The sequence below is a fragment of the Pseudomonas sp. PSB18 genome (genome assembly GCF_014596565.1).
In the GTDB taxonomy this organism is placed as follows: Bacteria; Pseudomonadota; Gammaproteobacteria; order Pseudomonadales; family Pseudomonadaceae; genus Aquipseudomonas.
In genome coordinates, this window is record NZ_NOIN01000003.1 from 534,039 (window position 1) to 554,366 (window position 20,328).

Consider the following 20,328-nt stretch of genomic DNA (forward strand, 5'->3'; position numbering starts at 1 on the left):
GTACCGTTGGAATCTGGCAGACCTGCCGACCCTGTGGCATCGCTGTACGCAATGGAATGAACTCAGTGCCTCGGACCTGTCCCCGGATGGACGCCGGTTCACTGTTTAACACCCCGAACGAAAGAGGGAGCGTCATGCGCCATACCCTGGTTTTTTCTACATTGCTGAGTACCGGCCTGCTGGCCGCGACATCCGTGGCTCAAGCCGCCGCTGGCGGTAGCCTGGTGTTCTGCTCCGAAGGCAGCCCCGCCGGCTTCGACACGGCGCAGTACACCACCGCAACCGACAACGATGCCGCCGAGCCGTTGTATAACCGTCTGGCCGAGTTTGAAAAGGGCGCGACCAATGTCGTACCGGGCCTTGCGACGAGTTGGGATATTTCCGAAGACGGTTTGAAATACACCTTCCACCTGCGTGAAGGGGTGAAATTCCATAGCACCGACTACTTCACGCCGACCCGTGATTTCAACGCCGATGACGTACTGTTCACCTTCAACCGCATGCTTGACCCGCAGCATCCCTTCCGCAAGGCCTACCCCACCGAATTCCCGTACTTCAACGGCATGAGCCTGAACAAGAACATCGCCAAGGTGGAGAAGACCGGCCCACTGACCGTGGTCATGACCCTCAACAGCGTCGATGCCGCGTTCATCCAGAACATCGCCATGAGCTTCGCTGCGATCCTGTCGGCCGAGTACGCCGACCAGTTGCTCAAGAGCGGCAAGCCGAGCGACATCAACCAGAAACCCATCGGCACCGGCCCGTTCGAGTTCAAGAGCTACCAGAAAGACTCCAACATCCGCTACGTCGCCAACCCCCAGTACTGGGCGCCGGAACGGGTCAAGCTGAAGAACCTGATCTTCTCGATCAACACCGACGCCTCGGTACGGGTTCAGAAGCTCAAGGCCAACGAATGCCAGGTCACCCTGCATCCGCGTCCGGCCGATGTACCCGCATTGAAGAACGATCCCAAGCTGCAGTTGATCGAAAAGCCTGGTTTCAACCTTGGCTACATCGCCTATAACACCCGCCACAAACCGTTCGACCAGGTTGAAGTGCGCCGTGCACTGGACATGGCGGTGAACAAGCAGGGCATCCTCAACGCGGTGTACCAGGGCGCAGGGCAACTGGCGGTCAACGCCATGCCGCCGACCCAGTGGTCCTACGACGACACGATCAAGGACGCCGCCTACAACCCGGAAAAAGCCAAGGAGCTGCTCAAGGCCGCCGGGGTCAAGGAAGGCACCGAAATCACCCTCTGGGCCATGCCCGTGCAACGCCCGTACAACCCCAACGCCAAGCTGATGGCCGAGATGCTCCAGGCCGACTGGGCGAAGATCGGCCTGAAGGTGAAAATCGTCAGCTACGAATGGGGCGAGTACATCAAGCGCACCAAGAACGGTGAGCACGATATCAGCCTGATCGGCTGGACCGGCGACAACGGTGACCCGGACAACTGGCTGGGCACGCTGTACAGCTGCGACGCCATCGGCGGCAACAACTACTCCATGTGGTGCGACCAGGATTACGACAAGCTGATCAAACAGGCCAAGGTCGTCACCGACCGCGACCAACGCACCGTGCTCTACAAACAGGCCCAGCAATTGCTCAAGCAGCAAGTGCCGATCACCCCTGTTGCCCACTCGACGGTCAACCAGCCGCTGAGTGCCAAAGTCGAAGGATTCAAGGTCAGCCCCTTCGGTCGCAACGTGTTCTCGGGCGTCAGCCTGACCCCATAACCGATTAGTCCTACAGCGAGGGCCCCTTTGGGGCCTTCACGCAAACGTCTTGCCGTCATTCGCCGATCAGGCATCCTGCAAACGTTTGCGACCTGTAGCCAGTAGCAAAAAACCGATAGCCGTATCACCAAAAAAGACCGGCATTAAAAGAAAGAAAAAGGAGCGTTACCCATGAAATTGAGCAGCACCGCGTTACTGGCCCTGGCCATCAGCAGCGTCACCGCGACAGCCTACGCTGAGTCGCAAAGCCAAGCGGTTACCCCGGTGACCCTCAAGACCACCAGCGCACAAAGCGAAGCCAAGGGTTTTGTGGAAGGCCAATCGGTGACCGGTTCGACCCGTAACTGGTACGCCAACGAGCAATTCAAGCGCGGCACCAAGCTGACCTACCGCAAAGACGGTCAGCCTCGTGAAACCGACCGCCGCATCAACTGGCTGCAAGGCACCATCATCAAGTACAACTCGGGCTTCACTGAAGGCACCGTAGGCTTCAGTACCGAAGTGGCCGCCTACAACGCCATCGCCCTGGATCGTGACCGCAAGGACCTGGCGTCCAACAACGGCGGTGCGCCGACCACTCGTCCTGGCGCCGGTAACAACCGTACCCTGACCCATGAAGGCGGCGACGCCGTTGGCCAGTGGAGCAAGCTGGGCCTGGCCAACGTCAAGGCCCGCATCTCGAACACCACCCTGACCGCCGGTCGCCAGAATTTCAGCAGCCCGATGGTCGACGTCATCGGTAACCGTGCCTTGCCCTCCAGCTTCCAGGGTGTGAGCCTGCATAGCGAAGAGTTCGAGAACCTGGGCTTCGACATCGCGACCTTCGACCGCAACTCGCCACGTACCGAAGAGAGCCAGCGCAAGTTCCGCTCCGAATACGGCGACACCAGCGTTGAAACCGATCACGTCAACACCGCAGGGATCACCTACCAGCCGCTGGCTAGCCTGAAAACCAGCCTCTGGGCGACCCAGGCCGAAGACCTGTGGAATCAATACTATTTTGGCGCCACTCACGAACTGGGCGACAGTTCGGTGCTGGGCCTGACCACCGGCCTGAACTACTACAAGACCGTGGATTCGGGCAAAAGCAAGCTGGGCCAGATCGACAACGACACCTACTCCCTGTCGTTCGGCTTGACCCACCAGGCCCACAGCCTGACGTTCTCTTATCAGGAAGTGAACGGTAACGAGTACTTCGACTATTTGCATGAAACCAACGGCATCTACCTGGCCAACTCCCTGCTGTCGGACTTCAACGGCCCGAACGAGAAATCCTTCCAGATCGCCTATGGCTTGAACATGGCCGAATACGGCGTGCCGGGCCTGAAGTTCAACATCTACCAGGCCCGCGGCTGGGGCATCGACGGTACTCACTACAACAGCACCGGCTATAGCGATGTGAAAGCCATGGACGGTGAGCACCACTACGAATACGGCATCGGTGCATCCTATGCCGTCCAGAGCGGCCCGCTGAAAGCCACCGCGATCCGCGCGACCTACACCGCGCACCGCGCCAGTGAAAACCAGGCAGACGGCAGCCTCAACGAGTTCCGCCTCGTCACCACCATTCCGTTCAACATTCTATAAACCCTGCCCGGACGGTCGACTCACGAGGTCGGCCGTCCGGCTTTTGCCGTTCAACCGATTGCAGAGGATATGACGATGAACATGATCCCCCTACGCGCAGCCATCGCCGCTGCGTTGCTGAGTGTCGCCGTTGGCGCCACGGCCAAGCCCCTCGTGGTTTGTACAGAAGCCAGCCCGGAAGGCTTCGACATGGTCCAGTACACGACTGCAGTCACTGCCGACGCCGTGGCGGAAACCATTTTCAATCGCCTGGCCGATTTCAAGCCCGGCACCACCGAAGTGATTCCGGCCCTGGCCGAATCCTGGGACATCAGCGACGATGGCCTGACGTACACGTTCCACCTGCGCAAAGGCGTCAAGTTCCACACCACCGAATACTTCAAGCCGACCCGCGACATGAACGCCGACGATGTGGTCTGGAGCTTCCAGCGTCAGCTGGACCCGAATCATCCATGGCACAAACTGTCGAGTGTGGGCTTCCCCTACTTTGAAAGCATGGGCTTCAAAGAACTGCTGAAAAGCGTCGAGAAAGTCGACGAGCACACGGTCAAGTTCACCCTGACCCGCCGTGAAGCGCCGTTCCTGGCCGACATCGCCATGGCCTTCTCCTCGATCTACCCGGCCGAATACGCCGACCAGTTGCTCAAGGCCAACAAGGCCGGCGACCTCAACAGCAAGCCGGTCGGCACCGGGCCGTTCATCTTCCAGCGCTACAACAAGGACGCCCAGGTTCGTTTCAAGGCCAACCCGGACTACTTCCGCGGCAAGCCGCCGGCCGATGCCTTGGTACTGGCCATCGCCACCGACAACAACGTGCGCCTGCAGAAGCTCAAGGCCAACGAGTGCCAGGTCGCGCTGTACCCCAAGCCCGACGACATCCCGAGCATCAAGAAAGACGCCAACCTGAAAGTCGATGAACTGGATGCCATGACCGTGTCCTACGTCGCCATGAACACCCAGCACAAATACATGAGCGATGTGCGGGTGCGCAAAGCCATCGACATCGCCTTCGACAAGGAAGCCTACGTCAACGCGCTGTTCGGCAAGGGCAACGCCACCGTGGCGGTCAACCCCTACCCTCCAACCCTGCTGGGCTTCAATCACGAGCTGAAGAATCCGCCCCGGGACCTGGACAAGGCCCGCCAACTGCTCAAGGAAGCCGGCGTGCCGGAAGGCACCGTGTTCACCCTGTTCACCCGCAACGGTGGCGGCCCGACCAACCCCAATCCGATGCTCGGCGCACAGATGATGCAGGCCGACCTGGCGAAGGTCGGGATCAAGGTCGACATCCGCGTCATGGAATGGGGCGAAATGCTCAAGCGTGCGAAAAACGGCGAGCACGACATGGTCTCCGCCGGATGGGCGGGCGATAACGGCGACCCGGATAACTTCCTGACGCCTATGCTCAGTTGCGAGGCGGCCAAGAACGGCGAAAACTACGCCCGCTGGTGCAACGAGAAATTCCAGGCGCTGATCGATCAGGCCCGCGCCACAGTGAACCCCGAGGAGCGCACCAAGCTCTATGAACAGGCCCAGGTGATTTTCAACCAGGACCAACCGTGGATCAGCATGGCCCACACCCGGATGTTCACGGCAATGCGCAAGAACGTAGAGGGCTACTCCATTAGCCCGCTCACCACCAACAACTTCGCCACCACCCAGGTGAAGTAGATAAGAAAGCGTCCGGTATCCCCTGATCAAAGGGGTGCCGGACATGCCTAACCGGCTGATGAGGTACACCTGAAGATGTTTAGTTTTATTGCCCGCCGACTGGGATTATTGATCCCCACGTTCTTCGGCATCACCTTGCTGACCTTCGCGTTGATTCGCATGATCCCCGGCGACCCCGTGGAAGTGATGATGGGCGAACGTCGGGTCGATCCCGAAATGCATGCTCAGGCAATGGAACGCCTTGGCCTCAATAAACCGCTGTACGCCCAGTACCTGGACTACATCGGCAAACTGGCCCACGGTGATCTCGGCGAATCGCTACGCACCCGCGAAAGCGTCTGGACCGAGTTCAGCTCCCTGTTTCCCGCGACCCTGGAATTGTCCATGGCCGCCCTGTTGTTCGCCGGAATCCTGGGCCTGCTGGCCGGGGTGATCGCGGCACTCAAGCGAGGGTCCCTGTTCGACCATGGGGTAATGGGTATCTCCCTGGCGGGGTACTCGATGCCGATCTTCTGGTGGGGCCTGATCCTGATCATGTTCTTCTCGGTGTCCCTGGGCTGGACCCCGGTATCGGGACGCATCGACCTGCTCTACGACATCGAGCCGAAAACCGGCTTCATGCTGATCGACACCTTGCTCGCCGATGAACCGGGTGCGTTCCTCGACGCGCTGCACCACCTGATCCTGCCGGCCATTGTGCTGGGCACCATTCCGCTGGCGGTGATCGCCCGCATGACCCGCTCCTCGATGCTCGAAGTGCTGCGCGAAGACTACATCCGCACTGCCCGGGCCAAAGGCCTGTCGCCGGCGCGCGTGGTGTTCGTCCACGGCCTGCGCAACGCGCTGATCCCGGTACTGACCGTGGTCGGCCTGCAGGTCGGCACACTGCTGGCCGGTGCGGTCCTGACCGAAACGATCTTCTCCTGGCCGGGCATCGGCAAGTGGCTGATCGAGGCCATTGGCGCCCGGGACTACCCCGTGGTGCAGAACGGCATCCTGTTAATCGCCTGCCTGGTGATTCTGGTCAACTTCGTCGTGGACATCCTCTACGGCTTTGCCAACCCACGCATCCGTCACCAGCGCTGAGATCAAATCCATGAGTACTCCAACTCCTTCGGTAGCAGTCGATCAAAGCCTGCTGTACCCGTCCCCGTACAAAGAATTCTGGCAGGCGTTTTCCCGTAACAAGGGCGCCGTGGCTGGGCTGATGTTCATGATCCTGGTGGTGTTCTGCGCGATCTTCGCCCCCTGGGTCGCCCCCCATGATCCGAGCGAGCAGTACCGCGACTTCCTGCTGACGCCGCCGGCCTGGCTTGAAGGCGGGCAGATCCAGTTCCTGCTGGGCACCGACGAACTGGGCCGCGATTTGCTGTCCCGGCTGATCCAGGGTTCGCGCCTGTCGCTGCTGATCGGCTTGTCGTCGGTGGTGATGTCGCTGATCCCGGGCATCCTGCTGGGCCTGTTCGCCGGGTTCTTCCCGCGCATCCTTGGCCCGACCATCATGCGCCTGATGGACATCATGCTGGCCCTGCCTTCGCTGCTGCTGGCCGTGGCGATCGTCGCCATCCTCGGCCCAGGCCTGATCAACACCGTGATCGCCATCGCCATCGTATCGCTGCCGTCCTACGTGCGCCTGACCCGCGCCGCCGTCATGGGCGAACTGAACCGCGACTACGTGACCGCCGCCCGTCTGGCCGGTGCCGGCCTGCCGCGCCTGATGTTCATCACCGTGCTGCCCAATTGCATGGCACCGCTGATCGTGCAGGCGACCCTGAGCTTTTCCTCGGCCATCCTCGACGCCGCCGCCCTGGGCTTCCTCGGCCTGGGCGTGCAACCGCCGACGCCGGAGTGGGGCACCATGCTGGCCTCGGCCCGGGACTACATCGAACGCGCCTGGTGGGTCGTGAGCCTGCCCGGTTTGACCATTTTGCTCAGCGTGCTGGCAATCAACCTGATGGGCGACGGCCTGCGCGATGCGCTGGACCCGAAACTCAAGAATGCCGCCTGAGGAGATTCCCATGTCACTGCTAGAAATCAAGAATCTCAACGTCCGCTTCGGCGACGCCAACGCCGTTCCGGTGGTCGATGGCCTGGACCTGAGCGTGGAAAAAGGCGAAGTACTGGCCATCGTTGGCGAATCGGGCTCGGGTAAATCCGTGACCATGATGGCGCTGATGGGCCTGATCGAGCACCCCGGCATCGTCACCGCCGATGCCCTGAACTTCGACGGCAAGAACATGCTCAAGCTGAGCGCCCGCCAACGCCGGCAGATCGTCGGCAAGGACCTGGCAATGGTGTTCCAGGACCCGATGACCGCGCTCAACCCCAGCTACACCGTGGGTTTCCAGATCGAAGAAGTGCTGCGCCTGCATTTGAAGATGTCCGGCAAGGCCGCCCGCAAGCGCGCCATCGAACTGCTGGAAAAAGTCGAGATCCCGGGCGCCGCGAGCCGCATGGACGCCTACCCCCATCAACTGTCCGGCGGCATGAGCCAGCGCGTGGCGATTGCCATGGCCATTGCCGGCGAGCCGAAGCTGCTGATCGCCGACGAACCGACCACCGCCCTGGACGTGACCATCCAGGCGCAGATCATGGACCTGCTTCTGGCCCTGCAAAAAGAGCAGGAAATGGGCCTGGTGTTGATCACCCACGACCTCGCCGTGGTGGCCGAAACCGCCCAGCGCGTCTGCGTGATGTACGCCGGTCAAGCCGTGGAAGTGGGCAAGGTGCCGGAACTGTTCGACATTCCGGCCCACCCGTACAGCGAAGCGTTGCTGGCGGCGATTCCAGAGCACAGCATGGGCGCCGAGCGCCTGGCGACGTTGCCGGGCATCGTTCCCGGTCGCTATGACCGCCCGCAAGGCTGCCTGCTGTCGCCACGCTGCCCCTACGTGCAGGACAACTGCCGTCAACAGCGCCCTGCCCTCGATCCGAAAACCAACAGCCTCGCCCGTTGCTTCTACCCGCTGAATCAGGAGGTGGCGTGATGGCCGTCGTACTTACCGCCCGTGACCTGACCCGTCATTACGAAGTGTCCCGTGGCATGTTCAAGGGCCATGCCACCGTGCGCGCCCTCAATGGCGTGTCGTTCGAACTCGAGGCCGGCAAGACCCTGGCCGTGGTGGGTGAATCCGGTTGCGGCAAATCCACCCTCGCCCGGGCCCTGACCTTGATCGAAGAGCCGTCCTCCGGCTCCTTGAAGATTGCCGGGCAGGAAGTGGCCGGCGCCAACAAGGCCGAACGCAAGCAGTTGCGCAAAGACGTGCAGATGGTGTTCCAGAGCCCTTACGCCTCCCTCAACCCGCGGCAGAAGATCGGCGATCAATTGGCCGAACCGCTGCTGATCAACACCAACCTGTCGGCCACCGAGCGGCGGGAGAAGGTTCAGGCGATGATGAAGCAGGTGGGCTTGCGCCCCGAGCATTATCAGCGCTATCCGCACATGTTCTCCGGCGGCCAGCGCCAGCGCATCGCCCTGGCCCGTGCCATGATGCTGCAACCCAAGGTGCTGGTGGCGGACGAACCGACGTCGGCGCTGGACGTGTCGATCCAGGCCCAGGTGCTGAACCTGTTCATGGATCTGCAGCAGGAGTTCAACACCGCCTACGTGTTCATTTCCCACAACCTGGCGGTGGTGCAACACGTCGCCGACGATGTGATGGTGATGTACCTCGGCCGCCCGGTAGAGATGGGGCCCAACGAGTCGATCTACAGCCGCCCGTTGCATCCGTACACCCAGGCGCTGCTGTCGGCCACCCCGACCATCCACCCGGACCCGAACAAGCCGAAGATCAAGATCGTCGGCGAGCTGCCCAACCCGCTCAACCCACCGTCCGGCTGCGCCTTCCACAAGCGTTGTCCGTATGCCACCGAGCGTTGCAAGACCGAAGAACCGGCCCTGCGTCCTCTGGATAATCGCTTGGTAGCGTGTCACTACGCCGAGCAATTCCTCGACGGCGCGGCGTAACACCAGCCGAACCTGTGGCGAGGGAGCTTGCCCCCTCGCCACAGTCTTCTACTTGTCGTTCTGGAGGCTACGTCTGGCTGTCGCCTTCGTCGCCCTCATCCCCATCGTCGGTGTCGGGCTGGTCTATCGTCGAGTCGTCATCGTCCTGATCCCCCGGTTGTGTTTCGGCCGCAGCAAACATCATTGCCCCGTGCCCCCCTTGCCCGCTCGAGGCATGTTGCTCGTGGTCGACGCACTCGGCCCATACAGCACTGGCCCCCAGGGACAACATCACCAACACCTTCAGCAACAACATCACGCGTAGAAACCTATTCATAGCCGATTCCTCTCTCCTGAATAAAGCCGGGACCCCACGGCGTTCAGGAAATCTAGTCCCGAACAGGCTGGCTCGTAAGACTAGGACGCAGAACCGAGGACAGAATGCCGCTTGGGGACAGACCACTTTCGAATAGCGTCTATTCCGAACGGCTATGACCTGTGGGAGCGAGCCTGCTCGCGATAGCGACCTGTCAGCCAAGATCAATGCCGAACGGGGCGCCGCCATCGCGAGCAAGCTCGGCTCCCACAGGGGCAGCGCCGTAACGAGGAGGTATAAAAAAGCCCCGCGGCTTTCGCAACGGGGCTTTGATCTTGCGGCTCAGCGCTTAGTGATGCTCGCGGGTCGCGCGGAATTTCACGTCCGGCCAGCGCTCTTCCATCAGCGCCAGGTTGACCCGGGTCGGGGCCAGGTAGGTGAGGTGACCACCACCGTCCAGCGCCAGGTTTTCCACGGCTTTATTGGAAAACTCTTCGAGTTTCTTCTTGTCGCTACATTCGATCCAGCGGGCCGAGTACACGGTGATCGGCTCATAGGAGCATTCGACCTTGTATTCCTCTTTCAAGCGGCTGGCGACCACATCGAACTGCAGCACACCGACCGCGCCGAGGATGATGTCGTTGCTGCGCTCCGGGAAGAACACCTGGGTGGCGCCTTCTTCGGCCAGTTGCTGCAAGCCCTGGCGCAGTTGCTTGGACTTGAGCGGATCCTTCAGGCGTACGCGGCGGAACAGTTCCGGGGCGAAGTGCGGGATGCCGGTGAAGCCCAGGACTTCGCCTTCGGTGAAGGTGTCGCCGATCTGGATCGTGCCATGGTTGTGCAGGCCGATGATGTCACCGGCGAAGGCTTCTTCCAGTTGCTCACGCTCGGAGGAGAAGAAGGTCAGGGCGTCGCCGATGCGCACGTCCTTGCCGGTGCGCACGTGGCGCATCTTCATGCCTTTTTCGTATTTGCCGGAGCAGATGCGCATGAACGCGATACGGTCGCGGTGCTTGGGGTCCATGTTCGCCTGGATCTTGAAAATGAAGCCCGAGAACTTCTCTTCCACCGGCTCCACAGTGCGCTCGTTGGCGACCCGGGGCAGCGGCCGCGGCGCCCAGTCGACCACGGCGTCGAGCACATGGTCCACGCCGAAGTTGCCCAGCGCGGTCCCGAAGAACACCGGGGTCATCTGGCCATCGATGAACGCCTGCTGGTCGAACTCATGGCAGGCACCCTGCACCAGCTCCAGTTGCTCGACGAAACGCTCGTACTCGTCGCCCAGGTGTGCGCGCGCTTCGTCGGAGTCCAGCCGTTCGATGATCTTGGTTTCGGTGCGCTCATGACCATGACCGGCGGTGTAGACGATGATGTAGTCATCGGCCAGGTGGTACACGCCCTTGAAGTCGCGATAGCAGCCGATCGGCCAGGTGATCGGCGCAGCCTTGATCTTCAGGACCGCTTCGATCTCGTCGAGCAGTTCGATCGGGTCGCGGATGTCCCGGTCGAGTTTGTTGATGAAGCTGACGATCGGCGTGTCCCGCAGGCGGCAGACTTCCATCAGCGCAATGGTCCGCGGCTCGACGCCTTTACCGCCGTCGAGGACCATCAGCGCCGAGTCCACCGCGGTCAGGGTGCGGTAGGTGTCTTCGGAGAAGTCTTCGTGGCCCGGGGTGTCGAGCAGGTTGATCATGTGCTCGCGATACGGGAACTGCATGACCGACGTGGTAATGGAAATCCCCCGCTGCTTTTCCATCTCCATCCAGTCGGAAGTGGCATGGCGGTCGGATTTGCGGGACTTCACCGTACCGGCAATCGCAATCGCCTTGCCCATCAGCAGGAGCTTCTCGGTGATGGTGGTCTTACCGGCATCGGGGTGGGAAATAATGGCGAAAGTGCGGCGTTTCGCGACTTCGGCGGCCTGTTTGGTCATGGGAAATCGCCTGGCAGGTGATTCAAAAAAGGGCGGCGATTATAGCTCAACTTGTGCCAGGAACCGAACCGTTGAGCACATCGAAGGTGGCCCGATGCTTCCCGACAGGGGAACCTTTTGCGCCGTGGAGACGTCCACCTCCCTGCTGCATTTATTCGTCGGGGGCTGAAAAATCAGCAAGTTAGCCTGACGAGGCTGCGCTCATGGCTCAATAACATGCCGTTTTACCGGCATCGAAAAGAGCTGCTTCTCGCGAACGTTTTCCCGGCAACCCCACGGTCTGCCGCCCGGGAAAGCGTGCGCCGACTGAAAGAAAGGAGTCCGCCTGTGGCTATCCGCTATGGCAAAGGGCTGACAGGAGGCGTGGTCGTCGTCGCGCTCCTGGCCCTGTTGGTCCACTGGATCGGCATCGATACGATCCGACATTATCGCGACGACCTGTTGTTCTATCTGCAAGCCCACCTGATGCTGGTACTGGTTTCCATGCTGGCAGCCCTGATCGTGGGCATCCCCGCCGGTATCGCCTTGAGCCGCCCCTGCATGGTCGGGCGCGCCGAGCGCTTCATGCAAGTCTTCAACATCGGCAACACCGTGCCGCCCCTGGCCGTACTGGCCATCGCCCTCGGCGTGCTGGGGATCGGCAGCGGGCCGGCCATCTTCGCCCTGTTCCTCGCCTCGCTGCTGCCCATCGTGCGCAACACCTATGAAGGCCTGAAAAACGTCCAGGGTTCTCTCAAGGAAGCCGCTGTCGGCATCGGCATGACCCCGCGCCAGGTGCTGTGGAAAGTCGAACTGCCCAACGCCGTGCCGATCATCGTCGGTGGCGTGCGGGTCGCGCTGGCAATCAACGTCGGCACCGCGCCACTGGCCTTCCTGATCGGCGCCAACAGCCTTGGCAGCCTGATCTTCCCCGGCATCGCCTTGAACAACCAGCCGCAACTGTTACTCGGCGCCGCCTGCACCGCCCTGCTGGCGTTGTTGCTCGACGGCTTGGTGACACTGGCCAGCCGCCTCTGGCTGGAACGCGGTCTGCGACCGTCATAAAGCCGGCTGGATAAAGGAAATCGTTTATGAAGAAGTTGAGCTTGATACTGGGCTGTGTCCTGCTGTTCGCAGGATTCGCCCAGGCCGCTGAAAAACCGCTGATCCGCCTCGGCGCCCGGGTCTTCACCGAGCAGACACTGCTGGCGGAAATCACCGCGCAATACCTGCGCAGCAAAGGCTACGACGCGCAGATCACCGGCGGGCTGGGCAGCAACCTGGCCCGTAGCGCCCATGAAACCGGGCAACTGGACCTGCTCTGGGAATACACCGGCGTGTCCCTGGTGGCCTACAACCATGTCACCGAGAAACTCGACAGCGCCCAGTCCTACGCCCGGGTGAAAGCACTCGACGCGAAAAAGGGCCTGGCCTGGCTGGCGCCGTCGAAGTTCAGCAACACCTACGCCCTGGCCCTGCCGGAGAAAATCGCCCGCCAGTACCCGCAGATCAGCAACATCAGCCAGTTGAACAGCGTGCTGCAGGCCGAGGCGGACAAGAACCACCTGGTGGCCCTGGACACCGAGTTCGCCAACCGCTCCGACGGTCTGGCGGGCCTGGTCGAGCAATACGGCATGAACCTGACCCGCAAGAATATCCGGCAGATGGACGCCGGCCTGGTCTATACCGCCCTGCGCAACGGCCAGGTGTTCGCCGGGCTGGTGTACACCACCGACGGCCGGTTGAATGCCTTCAAGCTGAAATTGCTCGAGGACGACAAGCACTACTTCCCCGACTACACCGCCGCGCCGGTAGTGCGCCAGGCGTTCCTCGACGCCCATCCGCAGTTGGCCGCGCAGCTCAAGCCGCTGGCCGAGCTGTTCGACGATGAAACCATGCGCCAACTCAATGCCCGCGTGGACGTTGACCATGAAAGCCCTTCCGTGGTGGCCGCCGACTTCCTGCGCCAACACCCCATCGACTGAGGAAAAAGCCATGGAACTGTTGAACGCCTTTTCCCACCTCGACTGGCAGCAGGTGATGCACCTGACCTGGCAGCACATCACCCTCGTGGGTATCGCCGTGACCCTGGCGATTCTCATCGGCGTGCCCCTGGGCATTTTCATGACCCGCTTCCCGGCACTCGCCGGGCCGTTACAGGCCAGCGCCACAGTGCTGCTGACGATCCCGTCGATTGCCCTGTTCGGCCTGTTATTGCCGTTCTACTCGAAGTTTGGCCAGGGCCTGGGGCCGATGCCGGCGATTACCGCCGTGTTCCTGTACTCCCTGCTGCCGATCATGCGCAACACCTACCTGGCCCTCACCGGTGTGGAACCGGGTATCCGTGAAGCCGCCCGCGGCATCGGCATGACCTTCGGCCAGCGCCTGCGCATGGTGGAGCTGCCCATCGCCGTACCGGTGATCCTCGCCGGCGTGCGCACCGCCGTGGTCATGAACATCGGCGTCATGACCATCGCCGCCACCATCGGCGCCGGTGGCCTGGGCGTGCTCATCCTCGCTTCCATCAGCCGCAGCGACATGTCGATGCTGATCGTCGGCGCCGTGCTGGTCAGCCTCCTGGCCATCTTCGCCGACCTGCTCCTGCAATGGCTGCAACGCTCGCTGACTAGTAGGGGGTGTTCGCCGCAAATGACGGGCGCGCCGATGCCCCACAAAGCGCAAGACTAGGCGCGAGGAGAGAAGTTTGGTTTATCCAAATGAACGACGAGCAACGACGGATTGCGCTTTGTGGGGCTCGGCCCTACGGGTTGGAGCTGAGATCGCGCCGGGCTGCGTTGTGGGACTTGGAAAGGGAACACCATTCCCTGCGTCCCACGCCTTGCCCGGCGCGATCTCAGCTCCAACGCGCCCGTCATTTGCGGCGAACACCCCCTACACAGGATTAACGAAATGATCGAACTTCAGAACCTCAGCAAAATCTTCCAGAGCAACGGCAAGGATGTGAAAGCCGTGGACTCGGTGAACCTGACCGTCAACGAAGGCGAGATCTGCGTGTTCCTCGGGCCGTCGGGCTGTGGCAAGAGCACCACGTTGAAGATGATCAACCGCCTGATCCCGCCCACCTCGGGCAAGGTGCTGATCAACGGTGAAGACACCACCGACCTGGACGAGGTGACCCTGCGCCGCAACATCGGCTACGTGATCCAGCAGATCGGCCTGTTCCCGAACATGACCATCGAGGAGAACATCGTGGTGGTGCCGAAGTTGCTTGGCTGGGACAAGCAGAAATGCCACGACCGCGCCCGCGAGTTGATGAGCATGATCAAGCTCGAACCCAAGCAGTACCTGCATCGCTATCCCCGTGAACTGTCCGGCGGCCAGCAGCAACGGATCGGCGTGATCCGCGCCCTGGCGGCCGACGCGCCGCTGCTGCTGATGGACGAACCCTTCGGCGCGGTGGACCCGATCAACCGCGAGATGATCCAGAACGAGTTCTTCGAGATGCAGCGGGCGCTGAACAAGACCGTGATCATGGTCAGCCACGACATCGACGAAGCCATCAAGCTGGGGGACAAGATCGCGATTTTCCGTGCCGGCAAGCTGGTCCAGTGCGACCACCCGGACACGCTACTGGCACACCCGGCCGACGAGTTCGTCAGCAATTTCGTCGGCCAGGACAGCACGCTCAAGCGTCTGCTGCTGGTCAAGGCCGAGGACGCAGCCGACAACGCGCCTTCGGTCAGCCCGGAAACTCCGGTGGCCGAGGCGCTGGAATTGATGGACGAGCATGACCGTCGCTACGTGGTGGTCACCTGTGCCGAGAACAAGGCCCTGGGCTATGTGCGCCGGCGCGACCTGCACCGCCAGACCGGCACCTGCGGGCAATTCCTGCGGGAGTTCAATGCCACGGCGGCCTACGACGAGCATTTGCGGATCCTGCTGTCGCGCATGTACGAGTTCAACCGCTCGTGGCTGCCGGTGATGGACGCCGAACGGGTCTTCCTCGGCGAGGTGACCCAGGAATCCATCGCCGAGTACTTGAGCTCCGGCAAGTCCCGTGGCGGCAAGACCAGCATCGTCTCGCCGGCCGAAACCGCGCAGGCTTAATCGCCCACAAACCCCTGTGGGAGCCAAGCTTGCTCGCGATAGCGGCGGCACAGCCAGCACTGCCGCCAACTGACCCACCGCCATCGCGAGCAAGCTCGGCTCCCACAGGGTTGCGGGTTTATCATCGCAATCGTCTGTCCCCAGAACGCCTCGTTAACTCATCCAACGGGAACATCAATCCGTCATACAGGTCGGTTACATCAGGAGCTGTCGCGGGCCGCACGACGGATGTGTGCAAAAACGCGACATTTTTAGTTGATCTCAGGCCCCTCACGCCCTAAAGTTCGCGCCGAACGTCCATGCTGGAAACGATCCATCCGGCTCAAGTACTGACGACGAGACAGCAAGGCCAAGGGCACCACGCAGCCCATGGCCTTTTTGCTTTCGGCGACATGCCTTGGGAAGTAGGCGAACCAAAGTGGGGATACGGAGGACGTTCACGGGGGCAGCCTGCCCTCAAACCCATTGATCCTGATGTTTGCCAGTAGGAGTCCCAACGTATGTCGATCCAGGTCGAAGATTATTTCGCGCGCGAAACCTTTCAGAAAATGAAGGCGTTCGCCGACAAGCAGGAAACCCCGTTCGTGGTGATCGACACCGCGATGATCTCCCAGGCCTACGACGACCTGCGCGCAGGTTTCGAATTCGCCAAGGTCTACTACGCCGTCAAGGCCAACCCGGCGGTGGAAATCATCGACCTGCTCAAGGAAAAAGGCTCGAACTTCGACATCGCCTCGATCTATGAGCTGGACAAGGTCATGAGCCGTGGCGTAACGCCAGACCAGATCAGCTACGGCAACACCATCAAGAAGTCCCGGGACATCCGCTACTTCTACGAGAAGGGCGTGCGCCTGTACGCCACCGACTCCGAAGCCGACCTGCGCAACATCGCCAAGGCTGCGCCGGGCTCGAAAGTCTACGTACGCATCCTGACCGAGGGCTCGACCACCGCCGACTGGCCCCTGTCGCGCAAGTTCGGCTGCCAGACCGACATGGCCATGGACCTGCTGATCCTGGCCCGTGACCTGGGCCTGGTGCCATACGGCATTTCGTTCCACGTCGGCTCGCAACAGCGCGACATCAGCGTCTGGGACGCTGCCATCGCCAAGGTCAAGGTGATCTTCGAGCGTCTCAAGGAAGAAGACGGCATCGTCCTGAAGCTGATCAACATGGGCGGCGGCTTTCCGGCCAACTACATCACCCGCACCAACAGCCTGGAAACCTACGCCGAGGAAATCATCCGCTTCCTCAAGGAAGACTTCGGCGACGATCTGCCGGAAATCATCCTCGAACCGGGCCGTTCGTTGATCGCCAACGCCGGCATCCTGGTCAGCGAAGTGGTGCTGGTCGCCCGTAAATCCCGTACCGCCGTCGAGCGTTGGGTCTACACGGACGTGGGCAAGTTCTCCGGCCTGATCGAAACCATGGACGAAGCCATCAAGTTCCCGATCTGGACCGAGAAGAAAGGCGAAATGGAAGAAGTGGTCATCGCCGGGCCGACCTGCGACAGCGCCGACATCATGTACGAGAACTACAAGTACGGCCTGCCACTGAACCTGGCCATCGGCGATCGCCTGTACTGGCTCTCGACCGGTGCCTACACCACCAGCTACAGCGCCGTGGAATTCAATGGCTTCCCGCCGCTGAAGTCGTTCTACGTATAACGCAACTTGTTGATAAGAAGGTCCATGCAGTGTGCATGGACCTTTTTATTTGCGCAGCCAGTTCTCGAAATCCTCCAGCAGCGTCATGCATTGACCTAGCGCTTTCATGGCGGCGCTCAATTTCGAATTCAGTTCTCCCAGCCGCACCGCGTAGCTTGCGCGCCTGAGCGTCAGGACCACGTCCTCCATACGCTGATATAGATCCTGCGCCCACAAGCCCATCTGCCCGTTCAGGTGATTGAATGCCTTGAACAACAGGGCAATGTCGGCTGTGTATTCCATCGCCCTGATCGCAGCGTCCCGAGAGGAATAAACCAGGTCCCAAACGGGTGTGGTGATCGCCTCCTGGAATAACATCTGCGCCACGTTCGGTTGGGTGTGGCAACGACAAACGCTCTGATCCATGGCGCTGGTGAACACCGGCTTCAACCCGAGCGACTCTCGATGCAGCTCATCGAAGCGAAACACCCACTGTCTGATCGTGCTTCTATGGTTGATAAAGCGCAGGTGAAGCTCATGGGTGAGGTCCTCTACCTTTGTCGGGGGAGCCAACAACCACCGCACTGAGCGAGACAAACTGAACAGTCTGAAATCCACGTGTTCAATCGCTTCCCTTCTGGAGAACCGCGCGGTGATGTCGAGTGCATCCCGGCTGAACAGCGCCAGTACATCCACATCCTTTTTCAATGACATTTTGAACTCATTGACGTAGCGCCAGAGCGCCGATAGATACTGTCCGTTGAAGAATGCATTGTTCCACCGCGAATCCATCATCAGCACGGATGGCTGATGACCCGCACTTCGACGCCGTTCAAAAGCGCCCGAGATGTTATTCAGGATCGAGCGCAGGGAACCCAGGAAATGAGCGTAACGATCCAGGGTCTTTCGCTGTGCCCCCGTCCATGTATAGCCAAATTGATCCATAGGCTGCTCTTGGCGATGGCAGACACAGGTCCGCCATCGCTTCATTGATGGAAATGTCCATTGCGGTCAGGAAGACTCCGCTCCGAGGCGTGTGTTATCCACGGAGGGGACGCAAATGATTGATCATGCCAGGGATAAGATCACATGCACTGCGCACGCGCGCCTCGACAGGTTGCGACTTCTGCGGCTCGAAAACCCCCGCGAACTGTTCAAACGCAGCCATGATATTCAGGAACTCCTTAAGGAAATTCCCACGTCCACTGTCCAATGCGTCAAGCGTCTGGACCAGTTCAACTTTGCCCTGGATCAGGGCGATGTCCCTGGTATACGCCTCTGCCTCCAGGCGCAGTTGTCTGGCCCGTTCCTCAAGCCGGTTGTACCCGGCAACCATGTTGAGATAGGAAATGGTTTCGGCGATGCCGGAGAGCGTTTTCTTCAGCGTGTCCATGGCCAACATGGCAATTTGCACCTGAGGGGGCGCCATGCCCATCGCCATCAGATTATCCACGGTCAACTGAGCCTGCTGACCGATTTTTTCCACGCCGGCTCTTCCAATCAACTCAATCGCATCGGCAACCGATTTCATCTGCGCATCCAATTCGACTCGCTTGGCCTCGGCCTTGTTTTTTTGCGCCTCTGCAAACGCCCGGTCCTGCTCCAAGGTAGCGATCCATTGCGCCGAGGCGCTCTTGTCGTAGCGGGCACCGAGGTCGATTTGGAGCGCTTTCAATTCGCGGGTCTGCTGGGCGACGGCAACGAACACCTCTTGAAGCTCATCTTCCATTTCCCTGGAAATTTCAAGTTGCTCATTCCTGTCGTGGGCGTTGTCGAAATCCTCTTGAATCTGCTTGAGGTTGCCGAGCGCCCGGTCCAATACATACATCGTTGTCTGCGCGCGGCTGCGCAAACCAAACGTCGTACTGTCGATCACAAGCGCCAGGCCGGTCATTCTCTCTACCACACCCGGCAGATAAGCATGCCGTTGAAACAACATCTGTGCCCGAACGCTGGAGTTCTGAACGCTCGAGTTATGACTGCGTAACGCCATCACCTCAAAAGCCGGATAATCGGCGACCCTCAACATCATTCGCCCCATCCTCCTTGATATCAAATTACCCATTTCGTACTCCCGTTGAGCTTCTGCAAACACTGCAAGCAATGCATCGGAACCGGTGCGAATATCCCGCCAGGGCGTGAGCACTTTCTTCACGTTCCGGATAAATCCCCTCAAGCTCACGGCGTTATTTATCTTATCCATCTCCTTTACCGAGGAATCGATATATAAGCCGAGCGCTTCCCATACCAGCATGAGGTTCTGGGTGGCCACTTCAGCTTCAATCGTAACGGCACTCAGGTTCTGCAGATCGCCTCGCACGCGATTCAACGAACTCAGTGTCTGGCTCTTGCTGGCCATGTTCTGGATGGCAATGTCCTGTACTTCTTTCAACTGTTTGCGTTGATTGCGTATTCTCTCGGCCTGGACCCCTTGGTAGATACCAAGAACCAACCCGCCGACATTGAGGGTGGCGGCGGCGACAATCGCTTCCTTCACCATCTGATCGTATTTCTTATTAAGCTCATCAAGCTCCGCGGCACGCTGATCGATATCATCCTGAAGCACTTGAATGTCCTGCCTATAGGAATTCTCGCTCACCGCTTTCAACCGCAGCTTGACTTCCGGCAGCACCTTTTCTCGCAGGTCCGTGCCGAAGCGGTCCAGCTCCGACCTGACATTTTCCGCCTTAACCTGGCAATCCTTCACATCAGAAAGCATGGCATTGAGGTAGTACTTGATCTCTGGAATATCCCCCGAAGGCAGCGTCACGTCGGGGAGCCGGGGGTGTTTGAGCTTGAGCTGCAGATAGCCCTCTACGGTGCTGATTCCATGTTCCCTGAGGTGTTTCGCTATTTCACTGTCGTCATAAACCTCAACGATCCCTGCGCCATTCTCAAGGATCTTTTCGGCAAACAATTTCAGATGAGTGCCGGTCAGCATGATCTCCCGACGCAACGGCGCCCAACGCTTGGCATGGTCATAGGTCATCGTGAATGTGCGTAGAAAATCCCTGGCCGTCAGCCCGAGACCACCGTCATCGCCAGCGCCGTAATTTAAATAGGCCACCACGTCGTTATAACGGTAAGGTAGCGACAAGCCGAGCACCTCATACCGGCGCAGACTGATGATCTGCTCTTTGGTAAGTTGTATGCCGGGTTCCCGGTTATATTCGTTCCCACTGCCCAAAGACGCCTCTATAAAAACTTTGGGCGCTTGCGCTGCGGCATCGACGATCTTATCGTCAGCGTTAAATTCCATCGTAGACTTCCTGTCTTCTAAAGTTCATTGAAGTTGCGTCGATGACAATCTGAATGAAACATCACAAACATGATTACCGATCGCGCAAAATGACTCTAAAGCAGTTGCGCGCACGCCCACTACTCTTCAACTATTAGAAAACAAGACAATGGCCCGAGAGCCCGGACAAGCGCTGAGCCAATGGCAA

At 60.1% G+C, this 20,328-nt stretch carries 16 protein-coding genes; 12 read left to right on the forward strand and 4 right to left on the reverse strand.

The annotated features are described in order from the left end of the window. Positions 1-134: 134 nt before the first annotated feature. The 7 genes from CGA22_RS10240 to CGA22_RS10270 all read left to right on the forward strand — a co-directional run bounded on the left by CGA22_RS10240 (position 135) and on the right by CGA22_RS10270 (position 8,964). The gene (locus tag CGA22_RS10240) at positions 135-1,739 is read left to right on the forward strand and encodes an ABC transporter substrate-binding protein (protein WP_188258563.1); all 1,605 of its coding nucleotides are present in this window, start codon (positions 135-137) and stop codon (positions 1,737-1,739) included. 171 nt (positions 1,740-1,910) lie between these two features. Beyond that, on the forward strand, positions 1,911-3,326 hold the full coding sequence (locus CGA22_RS10245; protein WP_041022727.1) for an OprD family porin: 1,416 nt from the start codon (positions 1,911-1,913) through the stop codon (positions 3,324-3,326). Between the two features lie 75 nt (positions 3,327-3,401). Then, positions 3,402-4,997, forward strand: a complete 1,596-nt coding sequence (locus CGA22_RS10250; protein WP_041022728.1) for an ABC transporter substrate-binding protein — start codon at positions 3,402-3,404, stop codon at positions 4,995-4,997. Positions 4,998-5,072: 75 nt separating this feature from the next. Beyond that, entirely contained in the window at positions 5,073-6,083 is a 1,011-nt protein-coding gene (locus CGA22_RS10255) for an ABC transporter permease subunit (RefSeq protein WP_024777452.1), read from the forward strand. A gap of 10 nt (positions 6,084-6,093) precedes the next feature. Beyond that, a complete protein-coding gene (locus tag CGA22_RS10260; RefSeq protein WP_041020610.1) occupies positions 6,094-7,005 on the forward strand; it encodes an ABC transporter permease subunit in 912 nt (303 codons plus the stop codon). 10 nt (positions 7,006-7,015) lie between these two features. Then, entirely contained in the window at positions 7,016-7,984 is a 969-nt protein-coding gene (locus CGA22_RS10265; protein WP_041020611.1) for an ABC transporter ATP-binding protein, read from the forward strand. Then, positions 7,984-8,964, forward strand: coding sequence for a peptide ABC transporter ATP-binding protein (locus tag CGA22_RS10270; protein ID WP_041020612.1), 981 nt, complete (start codon positions 7,984-7,986; stop codon positions 8,962-8,964). Before CGA22_RS10265 ends, CGA22_RS10270 begins: the two co-directional genes overlap by 1 nt. Before the next feature lie 67 nt (positions 8,965-9,031). Here CGA22_RS10270 and CGA22_RS10275 read toward each other — a convergent pair whose 3' ends face one another. Both CGA22_RS10275 and CGA22_RS10280 read right to left on the reverse strand, forming a co-directional pair. Further along, positions 9,032-9,280 carry a hypothetical protein gene (locus CGA22_RS10275; protein ID WP_041020613.1) on the reverse strand — a complete coding sequence of 83 codons (249 nt, stop codon included), beginning with the start codon at positions 9,278-9,280 and terminating at the stop codon, positions 9,032-9,034. A 328-nt stretch (positions 9,281-9,608) separates the two neighbouring features. Continuing rightward, positions 9,609-11,192 (reverse strand): peptide chain release factor 3, encoded by a 1,584-nt coding sequence (locus tag CGA22_RS10280; protein WP_041020614.1) that lies wholly within the window; start codon positions 11,190-11,192, stop codon positions 9,609-9,611. 327 nt (positions 11,193-11,519) lie between these two features. Here CGA22_RS10280 and CGA22_RS10285 point away from each other — a divergent pair, with 327 nt between their 5' ends. The 5 genes from CGA22_RS10285 to CGA22_RS10305 all read left to right on the forward strand — a co-directional run bounded on the left by CGA22_RS10285 (position 11,520) and on the right by CGA22_RS10305 (position 16,903). Next, a complete protein-coding gene (locus CGA22_RS10285; protein ID WP_041020615.1) occupies positions 11,520-12,236 on the forward strand; it encodes an ABC transporter permease in 717 nt (238 codons plus the stop codon). A gap of 26 nt (positions 12,237-12,262) precedes the next feature. After that, entirely contained in the window at positions 12,263-13,156 is an 894-nt protein-coding gene (locus CGA22_RS10290) for a glycine betaine ABC transporter substrate-binding protein (protein ID WP_041020616.1), read from the forward strand. 10 nt (positions 13,157-13,166) lie between these two features. Further along, on the forward strand, positions 13,167-13,859 hold the full coding sequence (locus CGA22_RS10295; RefSeq protein WP_041020617.1) for an ABC transporter permease: 693 nt from the start codon (positions 13,167-13,169) through the stop codon (positions 13,857-13,859). A 222-nt stretch (positions 13,860-14,081) separates the two neighbouring features. After that, positions 14,082-15,239, forward strand: coding sequence for a betaine/proline/choline family ABC transporter ATP-binding protein (locus CGA22_RS10300; RefSeq protein ID WP_041020618.1), 1,158 nt, complete (start codon positions 14,082-14,084; stop codon positions 15,237-15,239). Positions 15,240-15,739: 500 nt separating this feature from the next. Further along, entirely contained in the window at positions 15,740-16,903 is a 1,164-nt protein-coding gene (locus CGA22_RS10305) for a type III PLP-dependent enzyme (RefSeq protein WP_041020619.1), read from the forward strand. A gap of 45 nt (positions 16,904-16,948) precedes the next feature. On the opposite strand, the gene CGA22_RS10310 is transcribed toward CGA22_RS10305, so the two are convergent. Beyond that, positions 16,949-17,827: a hypothetical protein gene (locus tag CGA22_RS10310; protein ID WP_041020620.1), complete on the reverse strand. Its 879-nt coding sequence runs from the start codon at positions 17,825-17,827 to the stop codon at positions 16,949-16,951. A gap of 94 nt (positions 17,828-17,921) precedes the next feature. Continuing rightward, entirely contained in the window at positions 17,922-20,141 is a 2,220-nt protein-coding gene (locus tag CGA22_RS10315; protein WP_188258564.1) for an alpha-xenorhabdolysin family binary toxin subunit A, read from the reverse strand. Positions 20,142-20,328: the final 187 nt, after the last annotated feature.